The organism is Verrucosispora sp. WMMD573, assembly GCF_027497175.1.
Classification (GTDB): Bacteria; Actinomycetota; Actinomycetes; order Mycobacteriales; family Micromonosporaceae; genus Micromonospora.
In genome coordinates this window covers 6,124,213-6,140,495 of sequence record NZ_CP114901.1, presented here as the reverse complement: position 1 = coordinate 6,140,495, position 16,283 = coordinate 6,124,213, and the positions used below count along the sequence as shown (strand labels likewise).

Here is a 16,283-nt window from a genome sequence, read left to right as displayed (position 1 = left end):
ATGAAGACCGAGTGGCGTATCTTCCTGATCATCGCCGGGTTCCTGCTCTTCGCGACCTTCCTGTACGGCGGCTGGACGTGGGCCGACTCGGACGGCCGGGTCGAGTGGATCGGCACCGTGGCCCTACTGCTGTCGTTCCTGCTCTGCACGATGTGCGGCGGCTTCTTCTGGTTCGTCTCCCGCCGCATCGACCTACGCCCGGAGGATCGGCCGGACGCCGAGATCGCCGACGGCGCGGGCGAGATCGGCTTCTTCAGCCCGGGCAGCTACTGGCCGTTCGGGCTGGCCCTGGCCGCCGCGATCGCCGGCCTCGGCCTGGTGTTCTGGCAGTTCTGGCTGCTCGGCCTCGGTGCGGTGGCCGTGATCCTGGCCGCCTGCGGCCTGCTGTTCGAGTACTACAGCGGCACTCGGCGCACCGCCGAGCACTGAGCCTCGGAACGTGCGAGGGCCCGCCCCACCGGGGCGGGCCCTCGCTTTCGTCGTCGGTGTCGAGTGGGTGGGCCGGTTCAGGCGGCGCGATGTCGGACCGCCGCGCGGCGACGGGTGGACCGGCGTGGTGGGCTGAGGACGAAGGTGATGATCGCCGCCCCGCAGCCGGTGCAGGCCCGCTCGGGGCAGTCGGCGCCGTGGCCGTCGACGCAGGGCGGCGTCTCGAACGGCTGATTGCTGCCGCAGGTGTCGCAGTGCAGCTCGCGCTCCGTCACGGACCTCTCCTCCCGCTCGGCGGCCGGTCGCTGGGCATCGCCGGAACTACTCGTTTGTAGTTTCCCACGGCACTCCGACATACCCGCGTCGAGCATCGGACGGGATCAGACGGTGCGGGCGACCTCGATCCAGCGGTCCAGGGTGCGGGCGGCCGCGCCGGAGTCGATCGACTCGGCGGCGCGGCCCAGGCCGGCGCGGAGCGCGTCGGTCAGGTCGCCGTCCAGGGGCCCCTGGGTGGCCAGGGCCGCCGCCGCGTTGACCAGGACGGCGTCGCGCACCGGCCCCGGCTCGCCGGCGAGCAGACGCCGGGCCACGTCGGCGTTGTGGGCCGCGTCGCCGCCGCGCAGGTCGGCGATGGTGGCCCGGGGTACGCCAAGGTCGACCGCGTCCACCACGGTCTCCCTGACGGCCCCGTGCTGGGCGATCCAGAACCGGGTCGCGGCGGCGGTGGTGAACTCGTCCAGCCCATCCTCGCCGCGCATCACCAGCACCGAGTCGCCCCGGGCCGCGAAGACGGCCGCCATCACCGGCGCCATCGTGGCGTCGAAGCAGCCGACGGCGCCCGAGCGGGGACGGCCCGGATTGGTCAGCGGGCCGAGGAAGTTGAACGCGGTCGGCACCCCCAGCTCACGGCGGACCGGACCGGCGTGGCGCATGCCGGGGTGGAACCGGGCGGCGAAGCAGAAGCCGATCCCGGCCTCGGCGACACAGCGGGCCACCTGATCGGGCCCGAGATCCAGTGGAATGCCGAGGAACTCCAGCAGGTCGGCGGTGCCGCAGGAGGACGAGGCGGCCCGGTTGCCGTGCTTGACCACGCGTACGCCGGCCCCGGCCACGACCAGCGCCGTCATCGTGGAGATGTTGACCGTGTGCGCGAGGTCGCCACCGGTGCCGACCACGTCGAGCGCCTCGGCGCGTACCTCCTCGGGCAGCTCGACCGGGACGGCCCGGCTGAGCATCGCCTCGACCAGCCCGGTCACCTCGGCCGGGGTCTCGCCCTTGGCCCGCAGCGCGACGGCGAAGCCGGCGATCTGGGCCGGTCCGGCCGACCCCGACATGATCTCGCCCATCGCCCACGCGGTGTCGGCGGCGGATAGTTCCTCGCCGCGCAGCAGCGCGGTGAGCAGGTGCGGCCAGGTCCGATCGCCCATGGTGGGCCTCCCGAGCAGACGGTTACGGGTGGGACGGGACCGGCGCCGGCTCGCCCGGCGCCGCGGCGGTGCCGGAGTGGGACGTCAGGCGGGTGCGCCCGCGCGCAGCAGCTCGGTTACGGTGGCGGCGGTGGTGACCGGGTCGAGCGGGTGCACCAGAGTGGCGTCGACCTCGGCGAAGGACGCCAGCCAGCGGTCAGCGGCGCGGGCGATCACCACGCAGGTCGGCGGGGCGTCGTCACGGTCGTCCTTGATCTGCCGGGCGATGCCGATGCCGCCGCCGGGGGTCGCCTCGCCGTCGAGCAGCATCAGGTCGATCTCGTAGTCGTCGACAAGTCGGACGCACTCGGCGTAGCTGGACGCCTCGACGAACTCGACCCGTAGGTCGGCCGCGGGGCGGGTGCCGACGGCGAGCCGCATCCGGTCCCGCACCTGCGGGTCGTCGCTGTAGAGCAGGACGGTGCACAGACGGTCGCTCATGCCGACACTCCGCTTCGCTTCGTGCCGTCCTGAGGCACCATGGCACTGAGCCTGATTCGCTCGTTGTGCTCGCTCATGGCTTCCAACGGCTCCCACTTCGTAGCTGCGTGGCTGATCGTACCGGTCGGTGTGGTGCGCGCGACACGCCGCCCCGGCCGGTTGCCGGGCCGCCCTCAGGCAGTGGTTTCCGCCGCTCGGCGGCGGGCCTCCTGGCGGTCCAGCTCGCGGTCGATCCGGCGGGCCTCCCGCTCGGCCTGGCGCATCCACTGCACCACCAGGACTGCGAGCATCGTCACGCTGACGAACTCGCCACCGGCCCACAGGATGCCGCCGGCGAGCACCTGGTCCTCCCACGGGTCGGCCCAGGTCAGCCCGAGCGAGGGGTACCAGTCGCCGGCGAAGAGGGTGGTGCTCTGCATGATCGTCAGCCCGAGCACGGTGTGGAACGGCACCGACAGCAGCATCAGCAGCGCCCGCCCCGGGTACGGCCAGCGTCCCGGCAGCGGGTCCAGGCCGAGCAGCGGCCAGAAGAAGACGCAGCCGGTCATGATGAAGTGCGCGTGCACCACCTCGTGCGCCCAGGCGTGCTCCAGCGTGTAGCGGTACAGGTCGGTGAAGTAGAGCGCGAACGGGTTCACCACGAAGATGGCGAACGCCACCAGCGGGAAGGTGTAGATCCGGGCGATCCGGCTGTGCACCACCGCGAGCAGTCGCTTGCGCGGGCCGGTCGGCAGGGTACGCAGGGCCAGGGTCACCGGCGCGCCCAGCGCCAGGAAGATCGGCGAGACCATGGACAGCACCATGTGCTGCACCATGTGCACCGACAGCAGCGCGGTGTCGTATGTCTCCAGCCCGGTGACCGTCACCGAGGCGATGCCGCCGAGGCCGGGGCCGAGGAAGAAGATGGTCCGGGCGACCGGCCAGCGGTCGCCGCGCAACCGCAGCCGGTACACCCCGTAGAGGTAGAGACCGGCGGCGAGGACCAGGCCGACGGCGAGCCAGCTGTCCAGCCGCGCCTCGGTGAACACGGCGGTGACGGAGAACGGCGGCGGCGTCGACTCGGCCGCCACCGTCAGGGCACTGGTCGTCACCTCGGTCCCGGCCGAGCCCGTCACGGCCGAGCCCGTCACGGCCGTGGTGAGCAGCGGCGCGGTCGGAGCGGCCAACGTGATCGGGTCGACGTGCAGCACACCAATCAGCCTAGGTCAGGCGAACCGGACGGTACCGATCGGGCCACTCCTGGCCCGGGTTTCACCCCCCGCTGATCGCCGGCCGTGGTGAACGGCAATAATGACCGCGTGACTGCGGCCCCAGCCATTGACAAGAGCCGGATCCACTCCCTGACGCGTCCCAACATGGTCAGCGTCGGGACGATCGTCTGGCTCTCCAGCGAACTCATGTTCTTCGCGGCGCTGTTCGCGATGTACTTCTCCATCCGCGCAGCGGCGCCGGAGCAGTGGGCGGAGCACACCGAGGTCCTCAACATCCCGTACGCGACCACCTTCACGGTGATCCTGGTGTTGTCCTCGGTGACCTGCCAGCTCGGCGTGTTCGCCGCCGAGAAGGGTGACGTCCACGCGCTGCGCCGTTGGTTCACGATCACCTTCGTGATGGGTCTGATCTTCGTGCTCGGCCAGCTCAACGAGTACCGCGAGCTGGTGCACCACGGCGTCAAGATCAACAGTGATGGCTACGGGTCGATGTTCTACCTGACCACCGGCTTCCACGGTCTGCACGTCACCGGGGGTCTGATCGCCTTCGTGATCTTCATGGTCCGTACCACCATGGGCCGGTTCACGCCGGCTCAGGCCACCGCCGCGATCGTGGTGTCGTACTACTGGCACTTCGTCGACGTCGTGTGGATCGCGCTCTACGCCATGATCTACTGGCTTCAGTGATCTTGGCGCGCGCCAGCCGCCTTGCCGCTGCTTCACCCCCCGCAACACAAGGTCCAACCGGTTAAGGACACAGGTCATGACTTCTGACAACGACCGCCGACGCGGTCTGCTCGCGCGGCTGCGCGGGCGGCCCGGGGCGCCCAGCAGGGGCCGCCGCCGGCTGGGTGCTGCGGTCCGGCTGGTCGCCGCGCTGATGCTGGCCGGCGGCGCCTACACCGTCCTCGCGCCCGGCGCCGCCGCTCAAGAGAACCCGCCGCTGAGTACCGCCGCCGCCGACGGCAAGGCGCTGTTCGACGTGAGTTGTGTGACCTGTCACGGTCGCAACGCGCAGGGGGTCGAGGGGCGCGGGCCGAGCCTCATCGGCGTCGGCGCCGCCTCCGTGGAGTTCCAGGTCGGCACCGGTCGGATGCCGATGGCCCGGCAGGAGGCCCAGGCGGCGCGCAAGCCCGAGGTCTTCACCCGCGACGAGATCGACCAGCTCGCGGCGTACATCCAGGAGCTTGGCGGTGGCCCGGTCGTGCCGGCCGGTGACAACCTGCACGCCGACGGCAATGTCGCGATCGGCGGTGAGCTGTACCGGATCAACTGCTCGCAGTGCCACGCGTTCAGCGGCGGCGGCGGCGCCCTCTCCTCGGGCAAGTACGCGCCGAGCCTGCGGCCGGCCACCGACCGGCAGATCTACGCGGCGATGCTCAGCGGCCCGCAGAACATGCCGGTCTTCGGTGACAACCAGATCACGCCGGAGCAGAAGGCGGACATCATCGCCTACATCCAGCAGACGCTGAAGGACGACGGCGACCCGGGCGGCCTGTTCAACCTGGGCCGGTACGGACCCTCCACCGAGGGAGTGGCGATCTTCCTCGTCGGTATCGTCGCGCTGGTCTTCGCCAGCCTGTGGATCGCGGGCAAGTCGTGAGCGGGGGGACCATGAGCAGCCAGACCGGGCAGCAGGCCCTGCCGGGCGCAGAGCCGCTCGACGTGAACGACCCTCGGCTCAGCCGGTTCGACATCGTCCGGGAAGGCGCCCGGCGGGACGACATCGAGATCGTCCACTATGAGCCGCAGGTGGCCCCCGGTACCAAGGCCGAACGACGGCTGGTCCGCACGGTGGCGGGCTTCTTCCTGCTCACCGGGTTGGCGGCGACCGCCTTCCTGGCCATCTACATCTGGTGGCCCTGGGAGTACGAGCCGGGCCGCGGCGGCGACAAGCTCTACACCCCGCTGCTCGGGGTGACTCTCGGCGTAGCCCTGCTCGGCATCGGCTTCGGCATCCTCACCTGGGGCAAGAAGCTGCTGCCCAAGGAGGTGTCGATCCAGGACCGGCACGAGGGGGCGGTGCCTGCCGAGGACCAGCGGATCACCGGCGAGACCATGGCGTACATGGCCGACGAGCTGGGGGTGAAGCGTCGGCCGCTGCTGGGGGTGTCGCTGCTGGCCGGGCTGCTGCCGGTCGGCGCTGTCGCCGCGGCGCCCCTGGTCGGCGGGCTGATCTCCAACCCGCACAAGGACGACCAGATGATGACCACCGGGTTCGCCCCCCGGGACGGTCAGAAGATCCGGCTGGTCCGCGAGGACGGCCGGCCCATCCGGCCGGCCGACATCAGCGCCGGTGGTCAGATCACCGTCTTCCCGGGCGTGGAGCACGGGGTCAGCAACCGGTACGCCGACTCGCCCACCCTGCTGATCCACCTGCGCGAGGACGACGCCGTGGAGTCGCGGCGCAACAACGAGCGCGAGGGCCACGGCGGCCACATGTGGGGCAACTACGCCGCCTACTCGAAGATCTGCACGCACGCCGGCTGCCCGGCGAGCCTGTACGAACAGCAGACCAACCGGCTGCTCTGCCCGTGCCACCAGTCGCAGTTCCTGATCACCGACAACGCCAAGCCCGTCTTCGGTCCGGCCAGCCGGCGGCTGCCGCAGCTGCCGATCGAGGTGGACGCCGAGGGTTACTTCGTGGCTACGTCCGACTACACTGAACCCGTCGGGCCCGACTTCTGGGAGCGGCCGTGAAGCGGCGAAAGTTTGACGTGGCAGCGGTGCCGGGAAACACCGCCCGGGCGGTCGACGACCGCTTCCAGGTGGCGACTCCGTTGCGCCGACTGCTCAACAAGGTCTTTCCGGACCACTGGTCCTTCCTGCTCGGCGAGATCGCGCTCTTCTCGTTCATCGTCCTGCTGCTGACCGGTGTCTTCCTGACGTTCTTCTTCGAGCCGGCGATGACCGAGGTCATCTACAACGGCAGCTACGCCCCACTGCGGGGCACGCCGATGTCGGCCGCGTACGCCTCGACGCTGGACATCTCCTTCGATGTCCGCGGTGGCCTGATCATGCGCCAGATGCACCACTGGGCGGCGCTGCTGTTCATGGCGGCGATCGTGGTGCACATGCTGCGGGTCTTCTTCACCGGCGCGTTCCGTAAGCCGCGTGAGACCAACTGGATCATCGGCTCGCTGCTGTTCTGGGTCGGCTTCCTGGCCGGCTTCACCGGCTACTCGCTGCCGGACGACGGCCTGTCCGGCACCGGCCTGCGGATCGCCTCCGCGATCATGCTGTCCATTCCGGTGATCGGCTCCTGGGTCACCGCGGCGGTCTTCAACGGCGAGTTCCCCGGCACGATCATCATCAGCCGGTTCTTCATCGCCCACGTGCTGCTCATCCCAGGGCTGCTGGTGGCGTTGATCACCGTGCACCTGGGCCTGGTGTTCAAGCAGAAGCACACCCAGTGGCCGGGGCCGGGTCGCACGAACGGCAACGTGGTCGGCGAGCGGATGTTCCCGCGCTACGCGATCAAGCAGGGCGGCTTCTTCATGGTCGTCTTCGGCGTGATCGCGCTGATGGGTGGCCTGTTCCAGATCAACCCGGTCTGGCTGTTCGGCCCGTACGAGGCGTGGGTGGTCTCGGCCGCCAGCCAGCCGGACTGGTACGTCATGTTCCTCGACGGTTCGACCCGCCTGATGCCGGACTGGGAGATCACCATACCCATCGGCGAGGGATATGTGATCCCACCGCTGTTCTGGCCGACAGTGGTGCTACCCGGCATCCTGGTGGCGATATCCCTGCTCTATCCCTTCATGGAGGCCCGCCACCTGAAGGACTACCGCAGTCACAACCTGCTCCAGCGTCCCCGCGACGTCCCGTTCCGCACCGGTCTGGGCGTCATGGCCCTCACGTTCTACGTGATCCTGACCCTGTCGGGCGCGAACGACGTCATCGCCGACAAGTTCCACATCAGCCTGAACGCGATGACCTGGGCCGGTCGGGTGGGTCTGCTGCTCCTTCCGCCACTGGCGTACTACGTCACCTACCGGATCTGTCTGGGCTTGCAGCAGCACGACCGGGAGGTTCTCGCCCACGGCGTGGAGACCGGCATCATCCGGCGACTGCCGGACGGCCGGTTCGTCGAGGTGCACCAGCCGCTCAGCGCGAGCAACGGGCACGGCGAGCTGGACTACGCCGGCTGGGTGGTACCGAAGAAGATGAACCGGCTCGGTGCGCTCGGCCCGGCCATCCGCGGTTTCTTCTACCCGATCGAGCGGCCGGTCGAGGCTCCGGTCTCGCCCGGGCACCCGCCGGTCGAGCCGCGCCCGGAGCGGGAGGAGATCACCAGCGGGGAGACCCGCAGCTGAGATTCGTGGCAACGTGACGTGGCGCCCGCCGGACCAGTTCCGGTGGGCGCCACGTTGGTTTTTGCCTCTTCCGGACACGTCGGCGCCGCTTCCCGTCGTCGCCGGATCGCAGGAATAACCCCGGCCAGCCGGGTATCCGTGCGGTCCAACGTCTCAACGGGGAGGAAGCATGTTGGGTATCAAACGCCTCGGCCTGCTGGCCGCGCTGGTGCTGGTGGGCGTCGCGCCCGCCGCGGCGGCGCAGGCGGCGGCGCAGCCGTCGGAACAGGACACGCAGTATCTGCAGGCGGTCCACCAGGTGAACCTGTACGAGATCGCCGCCGGCGAGCTGGCCCAGGAGAAGGGTCAGAACCAGCAGGTCAAGGAGCTGGGGCAGCAGTTCGTCACGGATCACACCGAGCTGGACCAGTCGGTGCAGGATCTGGCCGGACAGCTCAACGTCGAGCTGCCGAGCGAGCCCACCACTGATCAGCAGGACGGTCTCGACCAGCTCAACAACGCCAGCGGTGAGGAGTTCGACCGGCTCTGGGTGACCCAGGAACTGGCCGGCCACGTCCAGGCCATCCAGGCGACCCAGACGGAGATCTCGCAGGGTACCGAATCGCAGGTGGTCCAGCTGGCGCAGACCGCGCTGCCGGTCCTGCAGGCGCACTACGACGCCCTGGTGATGCTGGCCGAGGAACTCGGCATCCCGGTCCCGGAGACCAGCCCGAGCGGTACGCCCAGCCCGGGTGGCACCGTGCCGGCTCCGGGCGGCACCACGCCGACCCCGGGTGAGACCTTCACCGAGGAGGCCCCGGTTCCGGGTGGCACCGTCACCGAGACCCCGGCGCCGCAGCAGAGCTGACCCGGCGGTACGCGACGAGCCGGTCCACCCCGTGCGGGGTGGACCGGCTCAGTCGGTGCTGCCCAGCCCGATGGCGAAGGCCTCCTCCAGGTCGTGCCGCGAGTACGCGCGGAAGGCGATGTGCGACTCGGTGTTGAGCACGCCCGGCACCTTGGAGATGCTGCCCGCGATGATCTGGGCGATCTCGTCGAACTCGCGGACCCGGACCATGGCGATCAGGTCGACGTGCCCGGCAACCGAGTAGACCTCGCTGACCCCCGGCAGGTTCGCCAGTGCCTCGGCCACCTCGGGGATCGAGTCGGTGGCGCAGTCGATCAGCACGATCGCGGTGATCACGGAACTCTCCGTTCGTCGGCGTACTCGCCCATGCTAGGCGGTGTGCCGGCAGCAGCGTGCGGGGCTGTGGCGGGTAGGCGCACGAAGAGGGCGGCGGACGCGAACAGCACCGCCGCGCCGAGCAGGTAACCTGCTTCGATGCCGTGCCGGGTGGCCTGCCAACCGATCAGCGGTAGCCCCACCGCCCCCAGGACCTGCATGACCAGTGACTGCACAGACAGCACGGTGGCCCGTTCGGTCGCTTCGACGCGGTCGTGGAGCAGCTTCGCCTGTGCGGGAAAGGCCGCGCCGAGACCGACGAAGAGCAGACAGTAGGCCAGCCCGGCGAGCGCCATGGCACCCGGTCCCCGCAACAGGGCGCAACCGGCGAGCCCGAGCAGGGACAGCGCGGATACCACCACTCCGGTCGCTGCCGCCCGCGCGTGCGACCCGCAACTCCGTACGACCCAACCGGCGATCATGCCGCCGACGGCGTCGGCGCCGAATCCCGCGGCTGCGACGACCGCGTACGTGGCAGCCGCGGTAGGACCGCCGGTCAGGTCGGCCAGCCAGGCCGGGGTGAGAAGTTCGATGGTGCCCAGCGCGATTCCTGCTCCGCCGGCCGCCAGCAACACCCGGGTCAGTGCCCGGTCCCGTGCCGACACCTGTAACCCGGCGACGACGGTGGCGGGCACGTGCCGCACCACGGCCGCCAGCTTCGGGCGTGGGTGGGGCGGCTCGGCCAGCCGGGCCGTCACCAGGGCCCGTAGCACCTCGACCCCGGCCGCTGCCAGCACCGGCACGGCCAGCGCGGGAAGCGTGTCGGTGCCATCCAGGACCAGTGGCAGCAGACCGCCGGTGAGCGTGCCGACCGCCAGTGCCAGCGACCCGGCGACCTCACCTCTGGCCAGACCGCCGGTCAGGTCGACATCGCGGCCGGCGTGAGCGTGCACGGTGTCGACGTACCACGCCTCCAGCGGACCGGTCGACAACGCGCGGGCGATGCCGCGCAGCACTGCCGAGGCCAGAAACAGGGCGATCGTGTCGGCCAGGCCCAGCAGCAGCAGGCCGCCCGCGCCGGCCACCGCCGAGGCGACGAGTACGGGACGGCGTCCGATCGCGTCCGCCAGCCCCCCCGGTGGGCAGTTCGAGCAGCGCGATGGTGAGGCCGTACACCGCGGTGACGAGCGCGATCGTGGGCACCGACAGCCCACGGTCGAGCATCAGCAGCACGAGAGGCACCAGATGGAGCCCGGTCGGTAGCCACAGCAGGAAGTTCAGCGAGGCGTACCGGCGTCGGGCTGCGTCTATGCTCATCGACGTTCGGCCCGGGGAAAGCCGGCCACCACGATGGACACGGTGACCGCAGCCGGATCGGCCTCGTCCCGTGCGCTCAGCTCATCGAGGTGGGCATAGAAACGGTCCCACAGCTCGGCCATGGAGGAGCGGCTGAGCCGCGTCACGATGTCGCCGATACCTGCCGCCTCCACCCAGGCCGGATCCAGGTCGTTCAGGTGCGCCTCGAAGTGCTCGACATCGCCGATGAGCACCTCGACCTGTCGACGCCGCATCATCGCCGCAGCCTGCCGACCGGCGTCGCTCGCCGAGAGCTCGGTGTTGCTCCAACCGGTCGTGCGGTGCACAGCCGCCCAGCGCCGTTCTCGGGGATGTCTGCGCCCGAGCGTGGACTCCGTGACGAACCCGTGTCGGGCCAGGATGCGCAGGTGGTAGCTGGTCGATCCGGACTCGGTGTCGAGCAGGCGGGCGAGTTCGGTGGCCGTGGCGGGGCCGTGCTCCCGCAGCGCGGCCAATAGCCGCACTCGAAGCGGGTGGGCCACCGCTTTGAGATCTGCGGGATCGGACACCCGTCGCTCGTGGCGAGGATCGGTCATGCACGACAGGCTAACTATGCAGAGAGTTTTCTGCAAAGAATTTTCTGTAAGCAACGCACCATGCGCTCGGGTGTCGGCGTTGGCAGGTCAGATCGCCGGGACGGTCAGGTCGGCGCCAACGCGGATCACCTCGTGCAGGTCCTCGTCGGCGCCGACGACGGCGTTCGACCAGATCACGCTGCGGCTGACCGCACCCCGGACGGTGGCACCCGCACCCACGACCGAGCGATGGCAGGGGCCGGTGACGGTGGCGGCCGGGTCGATCAGGCAGCCGTCACCGGCGGCGTGCAGGTTCGCGGCCAGATAGTCGGCCGGGGTGCCGGTGTCGATGAAGGTGCCTCGGTAGCGGACCACGGTCAGCCGGCCGGCGGCCTCGGCCGGACGCCACACCGCGCGTACCAGGTCGCCGAAGGTGGCGGGCAGGTCGCGGACCAGCCGCCACGGCAACAGTGAGAAACCGGTGAAGACGTGCCCGTCGAAGGTGCCCGGCGCGCCCGGGTCGGTGGCCGGCTGGCCGAGCAGGCGTACCGAGTCGCCGTCCCAGCCGTCGAGCAGCGCGGCGATGTCGGGGCCGGGCGGTGCCGCCGGATCGGCCAGGTAGGCGTCGGCGTTGCCGACCAGCGCCCCCCGGCCGTCGATCCAGTCCCGCAGCCGTCCCACACCGCCCGCAGTGCCGAGCGGACTGCCCGGCTCCACCGAGAGGTGCGCCCGGGTGCCCACCCGCTCGACCACCTGGTCGCCCAGGTAGCAGGCGTTGACCGCGACCGCCGCCGGGCCGTTCAGGCCGAGACCGGCGAGCCGGGCCAGCGCCCGGTCCAGCAGGGGCACGTTGCCGACGGGGCAGAGCGCCTTGGGTGTCCGTTCGGTCAGCGGGCGCAGCCGGGTGCCCGCACCGGCGGCGAGCACCACCGCGCAGAGGCCGTCGGAGGGCGCGGTGGGCCGACTGCCGCTCGCTGCGCCCTCGGCCCGGGTCATGGCGTCGTGTCGGGCAGCGGTGGCGGGAACTGCCCGGCCAGCGGACCGATGTCGTAGTACGCCAGCAGGCGGGCGGTCGGCCAGGTCAGCTTCGGTAGATCGTCAAGCGGGTGCCAGGCGGCCTCGAACACCTCCGCGCCGTCGACGCTCAGCTCGGTGCTCGATGCCGGCACCTCAGCGGTGAACACCACGTCCACCCAGCCCTTGGCGTGCACGATGGCGTTGGGCACCGCCGGAGTCAGCCGGGTGGGGGAGAGGCGGACACCGCTCTCCTCGTACAGCTCCCGGGCGGCGCCCACGGCGGGGTTCTCGCCGCGTTGCAGGAGCCCCGCCGGCAGGGTCCAGCCCCGGCCGGGCGGCTGGCGCAGCAGCAGCAACCGTCCCGCGCCCTCGGCCTCACTGTCGCGCAGCAGGGTGACCGCGCCGACGATGTACTTGGGCACGGCCATCCGGACCAGCCGACGTCGGACCGGCAATGGCAACCGGTAGAAGACCTGGTACGCGACGGCGCGCCCGGTGCGGCGGGTACGGGGGATCATGACCCCAGGCTAGTGGCCGTGAGGCGGGCTCGCGCCACGAGGACCACGCCGAGTACCGCGTGGGGCCCGGGCGGTCACTGACGGTGGTCGACCAGGTCGATGAGTTGACGTACCACGGCGTCCGGCTCGATGACCCGGTCGAAGACCGCGACCAGCAGAGTTTCCAGGTCCGGGTAGCCGAGTTCTTCCGACAGCCGCAGCAGCGGCAGATCGCTGGCCAGCCCTCGGTTGTGCTGACGCAGGGCCAGTCCGATGGTGGCACGGCCCAGGCGTACCTTGTCGCTGATCGAGATGCCCGGCTCGCTGTGCTCGGCGAACCACCTGTTGATCTGCATCTGCGCGTGCGGTGACTTGACGAACCCCAGCCACTCGCGACGCGGCCCACGGGGAGCCACCTCGGCGTCGAGGCTGCTCTCCTCGTCCGTCTCGGTGAAGATCTCCACCACGTCGCCCTCCTCAAGTTCTGAGGAGAGCGGCACCAGCCGACCGTTGACCCGGGCCGCCAGGCACCGTTCCCCCCGGTCCGTACCCAGCTCGTACGCCAGGTCGACCGGGGTGGCACCGGCCGGCAGCACGATCTGCCGTCCCTCGGCGACCACCTGGATCTGCGCCTCGGACAGGTCGCAGCGCAGCGAGTGGAGGAACTGGGCAGGGTCGGCCGCATCCTGCTCCCAGTCCAGCACCCGCCGCAGCCAGTCGAGCTGCCCCGGGCGGGCCGTCGTCCCGCCGGAGCGGGGGAAGCGGAAGTCAGCGGCCACCCCGTACTCGGCCGCGCGGTGCATCTCCGTCGTGCGGATCAGCACCTCGACCGTGCGGTTCTTCGGCCCGCAGACGCTGGTGTGCAGGGATCGGTAGAGGTTGTTCTTCGGTGAGGCGATGAAGTCCTTGAACCGACCCGGCACCGGCCGCCAGACGCCGTGCACGGCGCCGAGTGCCGCATAACAATCGGTCGCCGGGCCATCCACCACGATGGTGATCCGGGGCAGGTCGAACGGGGCGGTGTGACCGCCGGCCACGGTGTCCTTCCAGATCGAGTAGAGGTGCCGGGGTCGCGGGGCCACCTCGGCGTCCACCCGGCTGCGCCGCAGCGCCACCCTGGCCTGCGCGACCACCTCGGCGAGGTAGCCGTCCCAGCCGGGCCGGTCGTGCACGTGCCGCGCGATGCGGGCGTGCTCGTCCGGTTCGAGGTGCAGCAGCACCACGTCGTCCAACTCCCGCTTCAGGGTCTGGATGCCCAGCCGGTCGCAGAGCGGTACCAGCACCTCCTGCGTCTTGCGGGCGATCCGCTCGCGGGAGGCGGCCGAGCGTACGCCCAGGGTGCGCATGTTGTGCAGCCGGTCGGCGAGTTTGATGATGAGCACCCGGACGTCCTTGCCGGCCGCGATGATCATCTTGCGGATGGTCTCCGCCTCGGCGGCCTGCCCGTAGAACGCCTTGTCGAACTTGGTCACCCCGTCGACCAGGTGGGCGACCTCGTGGTCGAAGTCCTCCGCGAGGGCCTGCAACGTGTAGCGGGTGTCCTCCACCGTGTCGTGCAGCAGCGCCGCGACCAGGGTGGTGGTGTCCATGCCCAGTTCCGCGCAGATCTCGGCGACCGCCAGCGGATGGGTGATGAACGGTTCCCCGCTCTTGCGGAACTGGCCGCGGTGCATGTTGTCCGCGATGGTGTATGCGCGGCGCAGCACCGCCGGGTCGGCGCCGGCGTGAATGGCGCGGTGGGTGCGTACCAGCTGGCCGACCGGTTCGGTCTCGGCGCTCGGCCAGGTCAGCAGCGATCGGAGTCGTCTGGTCAGGGGCAGCTCGCCGGGCTGTGTCGGGAGCGCACCGCCCAGGGCGCCGCCGTGTCCGGCGTTGACGTCCACCTGGGACACCCCCTCACGCCTGCTGCGCCACCACCGGATTCCGGCAAGCGGGAGCAGACCCTCGAAACGGGCAGGACTGCACTTCCTTAACAGAGTAAGTGAGTCGACGTAGTCCGATCGGACAGTTGCTCATGAGCGTTCGGACCAGAGTTGCCGGGACGCCGCGTTCTCGGCCTTGGTCAACAGGTCCCGGAACCGTGCCGCGCCGGCCACCGGAGAGGACCAACCGGCTGACATCTCGACCAGCCGGGTCTCCGGTCGCTCCAACCAGGACAGGATCCGCTCGGACTCCTCCGGGCTGGCGGCCGGGACCGGGCCGTGCCCGGGTGGCACCGTCTCGGCGGTGGCCCGGATGGCGGCCAACGTCGGTCGAGGGTGGACGCCGGGCGGGGACACCCCGGCCCCGGCGAGCCGCCCGTGCCGGACCAGCGCCAGCTCCCAGCCGCCGCCGGCCGCCGGGTGGGCGGCGGCCACCTCGGCGAGCCCACTCAACGCGGCGAGACGCTGCATGCGCACGGTGGCCCGCAGCACCGCGGCGAGGCGGGAGCGCAGCACTGCCGCGTCCTCGTAGCGCTGGCCGGCCGAGAGCGCCTCGATCCGGGCGAGCAGGGCGTCCACCACCGGCTGCGGATCGCCGGTGGTGGCGGTGGCGAACGGCGTGACCGCCCGGGCGGCGTACTCCTCCGGAGAGATCCGGTGCTCGCAGGGGGCCGGGCAGCGGCCCAGCTCGGCCAGCGCGCAGGCCGGCGTGACGGTGCGCAGCGACAGCCGGTGGGTGCACTGCCGTAGCGGGACCGCGTCGTGGAAACCGGCGGCGGCCAGCTCGGCGGCGCGTCGCGAGGCGAACGGGCCGAGGTAGGCGCGGTCGCTCGGGGAGATCTCCCGGACCACCGACAACCGGGGGTACGGCCCGTCGGTCAGCTTCAGCCAGACCACCCGCTCCGGGTACTTCGACCGTCGGTTGTACGGCGGCGCGTGCGCCGCGATCAGTCGCAGCTCCCGCACCTCGGCCTCCAACGAGTGTGCGCACTCCACCGCCTCGACCCGTTCGGCGGCGGCAAGCATCTCCGAGATCCGGGCGCGTTTCTCCGCCGCGGTGAAGTAGCTGCGCACCCGGGTGGCGATGTCCCGCGAGGTGCCGACGTAGAGCGGTCGGTCGTCGGCGGCCCGGAAGATGTAGACCCCGGGGGAGCGGGGCAGGCCGTCGGCCAGGTGCCGCTTGCGACGCTGGGTCGGGGTGACCGCCCGGGCGAACTCGATGGCGTCGCCGATGGTGTCGACCCGGTGCCCGCCGAGGCGTCCGATGAGCCCGTGCAGCACGTCGACGGTCGCCCGGGCGTCGTCCAGGGCCCGGTGGGTCGGCTGCGTGGCGGCGCGGAAGTACGCGGCGAGGGTGCCGAGCTTGCGGTTGGGCACCTCGTCGCGCAGCAGCACCCGCCGGGCCAGCGCCGCGGTGTCCAGCACCCGCGGGTTCGGCCAGCGGTAGCCGTGCTTCGCGCAGGCAGCCTTCAGGAAGCCGACGTCGTAGGGCGCGTTGTGGGCGACCAGCACGGCATCCGAGACGAACTCCAGAAAGCTCGGCAGCACCTGCTCGATCGGCGGTGCCGGCAGCAGCATCGCCTGGGTGATGCCGGTCAGCACGGTGATGAAGGGCGGGATCGGCACCCCGGGATTGACCAGGGTGGCCAGCACCCCCAGTTGTTCACCGCCGCGCACCTTGACCGCGCCGATCTCGGTGATGCCGCCACCGTCGGGAGCCCCTCCGGTGGTCTCCAGGTCGACCACCACGAACGTCGTCGCGTACAGCGGCAGGGCCGGGTCGACACCGCCGACGGTCGGATCGAGCCCGGCCAGCGCCGGTTGCAGGAACTCCTGTGCTGCCATCCGCGGCACCGTAACGGTCCGGTCCGACACTCGCGCCCCATCCGTCCCACCGGCAACTACCGGGTCTAGGATGAGAGATCGGCTCACTCACCGGGCGGTGGGCCCG

17 protein-coding genes are annotated in these 16,283 nt (G+C 70.9%); 6 read left to right on the top strand and 11 right to left on the bottom strand.

The window, feature by feature from the left end; all coding sequences use genetic code 11:
• A complete protein-coding gene (locus O7601_RS27760) occupies positions 1 to 429 on the top strand; it encodes a cytochrome c oxidase subunit 4 (protein ID WP_281563998.1) in 429 nt (142 codons plus the stop codon).
• A gap of 77 nt (positions 430 to 506) precedes the next feature.
• Here O7601_RS27760 and O7601_RS27755 read toward each other — a convergent pair whose 3' ends face one another.
• The 4 genes from O7601_RS27755 to O7601_RS27740 form a co-directional block, all read right to left on the bottom strand.
• Entirely contained in the window at positions 507 to 704 is a 198-nt protein-coding gene (locus O7601_RS27755) for a hypothetical protein (RefSeq protein ID WP_281563997.1), read from the bottom strand.
• A 105-nt stretch (positions 705 to 809) separates the two neighbouring features.
• Complete coding sequence (gene trpD, locus O7601_RS27750) at positions 810 to 1,856, bottom strand: anthranilate phosphoribosyltransferase (RefSeq protein ID WP_281563996.1); 1,047 nt, start codon at positions 1,854 to 1,856, stop codon at positions 810 to 812.
• Positions 1,857 to 1,940: 84 nt separating this feature from the next.
• Complete coding sequence (locus tag O7601_RS27745) at positions 1,941 to 2,336, bottom strand: hypothetical protein (protein WP_281563995.1); 396 nt, start codon at positions 2,334 to 2,336, stop codon at positions 1,941 to 1,943.
• Between the two features lie 173 nt (positions 2,337 to 2,509).
• Positions 2,510 to 3,427 (bottom strand): cytochrome c oxidase assembly protein, encoded by a 918-nt coding sequence (locus O7601_RS27740; RefSeq protein WP_281567067.1) that lies wholly within the window; start codon positions 3,425 to 3,427, stop codon positions 2,510 to 2,512.
• A gap of 207 nt (positions 3,428 to 3,634) precedes the next feature.
• On the opposite strand from O7601_RS27740, the gene O7601_RS27735 reads away from it, so the two are divergent.
• The 5 genes from O7601_RS27735 to O7601_RS27715 all read left to right on the top strand — a co-directional run bounded on the left by O7601_RS27735 (position 3,635) and on the right by O7601_RS27715 (position 8,710).
• Positions 3,635 to 4,234 (top strand): heme-copper oxidase subunit III, encoded by a 600-nt coding sequence (locus O7601_RS27735; RefSeq protein ID WP_281563994.1) that lies wholly within the window; start codon positions 3,635 to 3,637, stop codon positions 4,232 to 4,234.
• Positions 4,235 to 4,310: 76 nt separating this feature from the next.
• Entirely contained in the window at positions 4,311 to 5,150 is an 840-nt protein-coding gene (locus O7601_RS27730; protein ID WP_210939762.1) for a cytochrome c, read from the top strand.
• Between the two features lie 11 nt (positions 5,151 to 5,161).
• On the top strand, positions 5,162 to 6,247 hold the full coding sequence (locus O7601_RS27725; RefSeq protein WP_281563993.1) for a Rieske 2Fe-2S domain-containing protein: 1,086 nt from the start codon (positions 5,162 to 5,164) through the stop codon (positions 6,245 to 6,247).
• A complete protein-coding gene (locus O7601_RS27720; RefSeq protein ID WP_281563992.1) occupies positions 6,244 to 7,863 on the top strand; it encodes a ubiquinol-cytochrome c reductase cytochrome b subunit in 1,620 nt (539 codons plus the stop codon). Before O7601_RS27725 ends, O7601_RS27720 begins: the two co-directional genes overlap by 4 nt.
• Positions 7,864 to 8,032: 169 nt before the next feature.
• On the top strand, positions 8,033 to 8,710 hold the full coding sequence (locus tag O7601_RS27715) for a DUF4142 domain-containing protein (protein WP_281563991.1): 678 nt from the start codon (positions 8,033 to 8,035) through the stop codon (positions 8,708 to 8,710).
• A 48-nt stretch (positions 8,711 to 8,758) separates the two neighbouring features.
• Here O7601_RS27715 and O7601_RS27710 read toward each other — a convergent pair whose 3' ends face one another.
• From O7601_RS27710 to O7601_RS27680, 7 genes are all read right to left on the bottom strand, one after another.
• On the bottom strand, positions 8,759 to 9,046 hold the full coding sequence (locus O7601_RS27710) for an Lrp/AsnC ligand binding domain-containing protein (protein WP_164449239.1): 288 nt from the start codon (positions 9,044 to 9,046) through the stop codon (positions 8,759 to 8,761).
• Entirely contained in the window at positions 9,043 to 10,239 is a 1,197-nt protein-coding gene (locus tag O7601_RS27705; protein ID WP_348650222.1) for an MFS transporter, read from the bottom strand. The genes O7601_RS27710 and O7601_RS27705 overlap by 4 nt, the downstream gene beginning before the upstream one ends.
• A 99-nt stretch (positions 10,240 to 10,338) precedes the next feature.
• Positions 10,339 to 10,917, bottom strand: a complete 579-nt coding sequence (locus tag O7601_RS27700; RefSeq protein ID WP_281563989.1) for a helix-turn-helix domain-containing protein — start codon at positions 10,915 to 10,917, stop codon at positions 10,339 to 10,341.
• Positions 10,918 to 11,004: 87 nt separating this feature from the next.
• Positions 11,005 to 11,892 carry a sugar phosphate nucleotidyltransferase gene (locus O7601_RS27695; protein WP_281563988.1) on the bottom strand — a complete coding sequence of 296 codons (888 nt, stop codon included), beginning with the start codon at positions 11,890 to 11,892 and terminating at the stop codon, positions 11,005 to 11,007.
• Complete coding sequence (locus O7601_RS27690) at positions 11,889 to 12,431, bottom strand: NUDIX domain-containing protein (protein WP_281563987.1); 543 nt, start codon at positions 12,429 to 12,431, stop codon at positions 11,889 to 11,891. The genes O7601_RS27695 and O7601_RS27690 overlap by 4 nt, the downstream gene beginning before the upstream one ends.
• A gap of 74 nt (positions 12,432 to 12,505) precedes the next feature.
• A complete protein-coding gene (locus tag O7601_RS27685; protein WP_281563986.1) occupies positions 12,506 to 14,293 on the bottom strand; it encodes an HD domain-containing protein in 1,788 nt (595 codons plus the stop codon).
• 129 nt (positions 14,294 to 14,422) lie between these two features.
• Positions 14,423 to 16,177, bottom strand: a complete 1,755-nt coding sequence (locus O7601_RS27680; RefSeq protein ID WP_281563985.1) for a DEDD exonuclease domain-containing protein — start codon at positions 16,175 to 16,177, stop codon at positions 14,423 to 14,425.
• Positions 16,178 to 16,283: the final 106 nt, after the last annotated feature.

Excerpts from the sequence above, each read along its gene's own strand:
- O7601_RS27760 (WP_281563998.1), top strand. The coding sequence starts at position 1 with ATGAAGACCGAGTGGCGTATCTTCCTGATCATCGCCGGGTTCCTGCTC.
- O7601_RS27680 (WP_281563985.1), bottom strand. The coding sequence starts at position 16,177 with ATGGCAGCACAGGAGTTCCTGCAACCGGCGCTGGCCGGGCTCGATCCG.
- O7601_RS27690 (WP_281563987.1), bottom strand. The coding sequence starts at position 12,431 with ATGATCCCCCGTACCCGCCGCACCGGGCGCGCCGTCGCGTACCAGGTC.
- O7601_RS27725 (WP_281563993.1), top strand. The coding sequence starts at position 5,162 with ATGAGCAGCCAGACCGGGCAGCAGGCCCTGCCGGGCGCAGAGCCGCTC.
- O7601_RS27745 (WP_281563995.1), bottom strand. The coding sequence starts at position 2,336 with ATGAGCGACCGTCTGTGCACCGTCCTGCTCTACAGCGACGACCCGCAG.
- trpD (WP_281563996.1), bottom strand. The coding sequence starts at position 1,856 with ATGGGCGATCGGACCTGGCCGCACCTGCTCACCGCGCTGCTGCGCGGC.
- O7601_RS27730 (WP_210939762.1), top strand. The coding sequence starts at position 4,311 with ATGACTTCTGACAACGACCGCCGACGCGGTCTGCTCGCGCGGCTGCGC.
- O7601_RS27700 (WP_281563989.1), bottom strand. The coding sequence starts at position 10,917 with ATGACCGATCCTCGCCACGAGCGACGGGTGTCCGATCCCGCAGATCTC.
- O7601_RS27715 (WP_281563991.1), top strand. The coding sequence starts at position 8,033 with ATGTTGGGTATCAAACGCCTCGGCCTGCTGGCCGCGCTGGTGCTGGTG.
- O7601_RS27695 (WP_281563988.1), bottom strand. The coding sequence starts at position 11,892 with ATGACCCGGGCCGAGGGCGCAGCGAGCGGCAGTCGGCCCACCGCGCCC.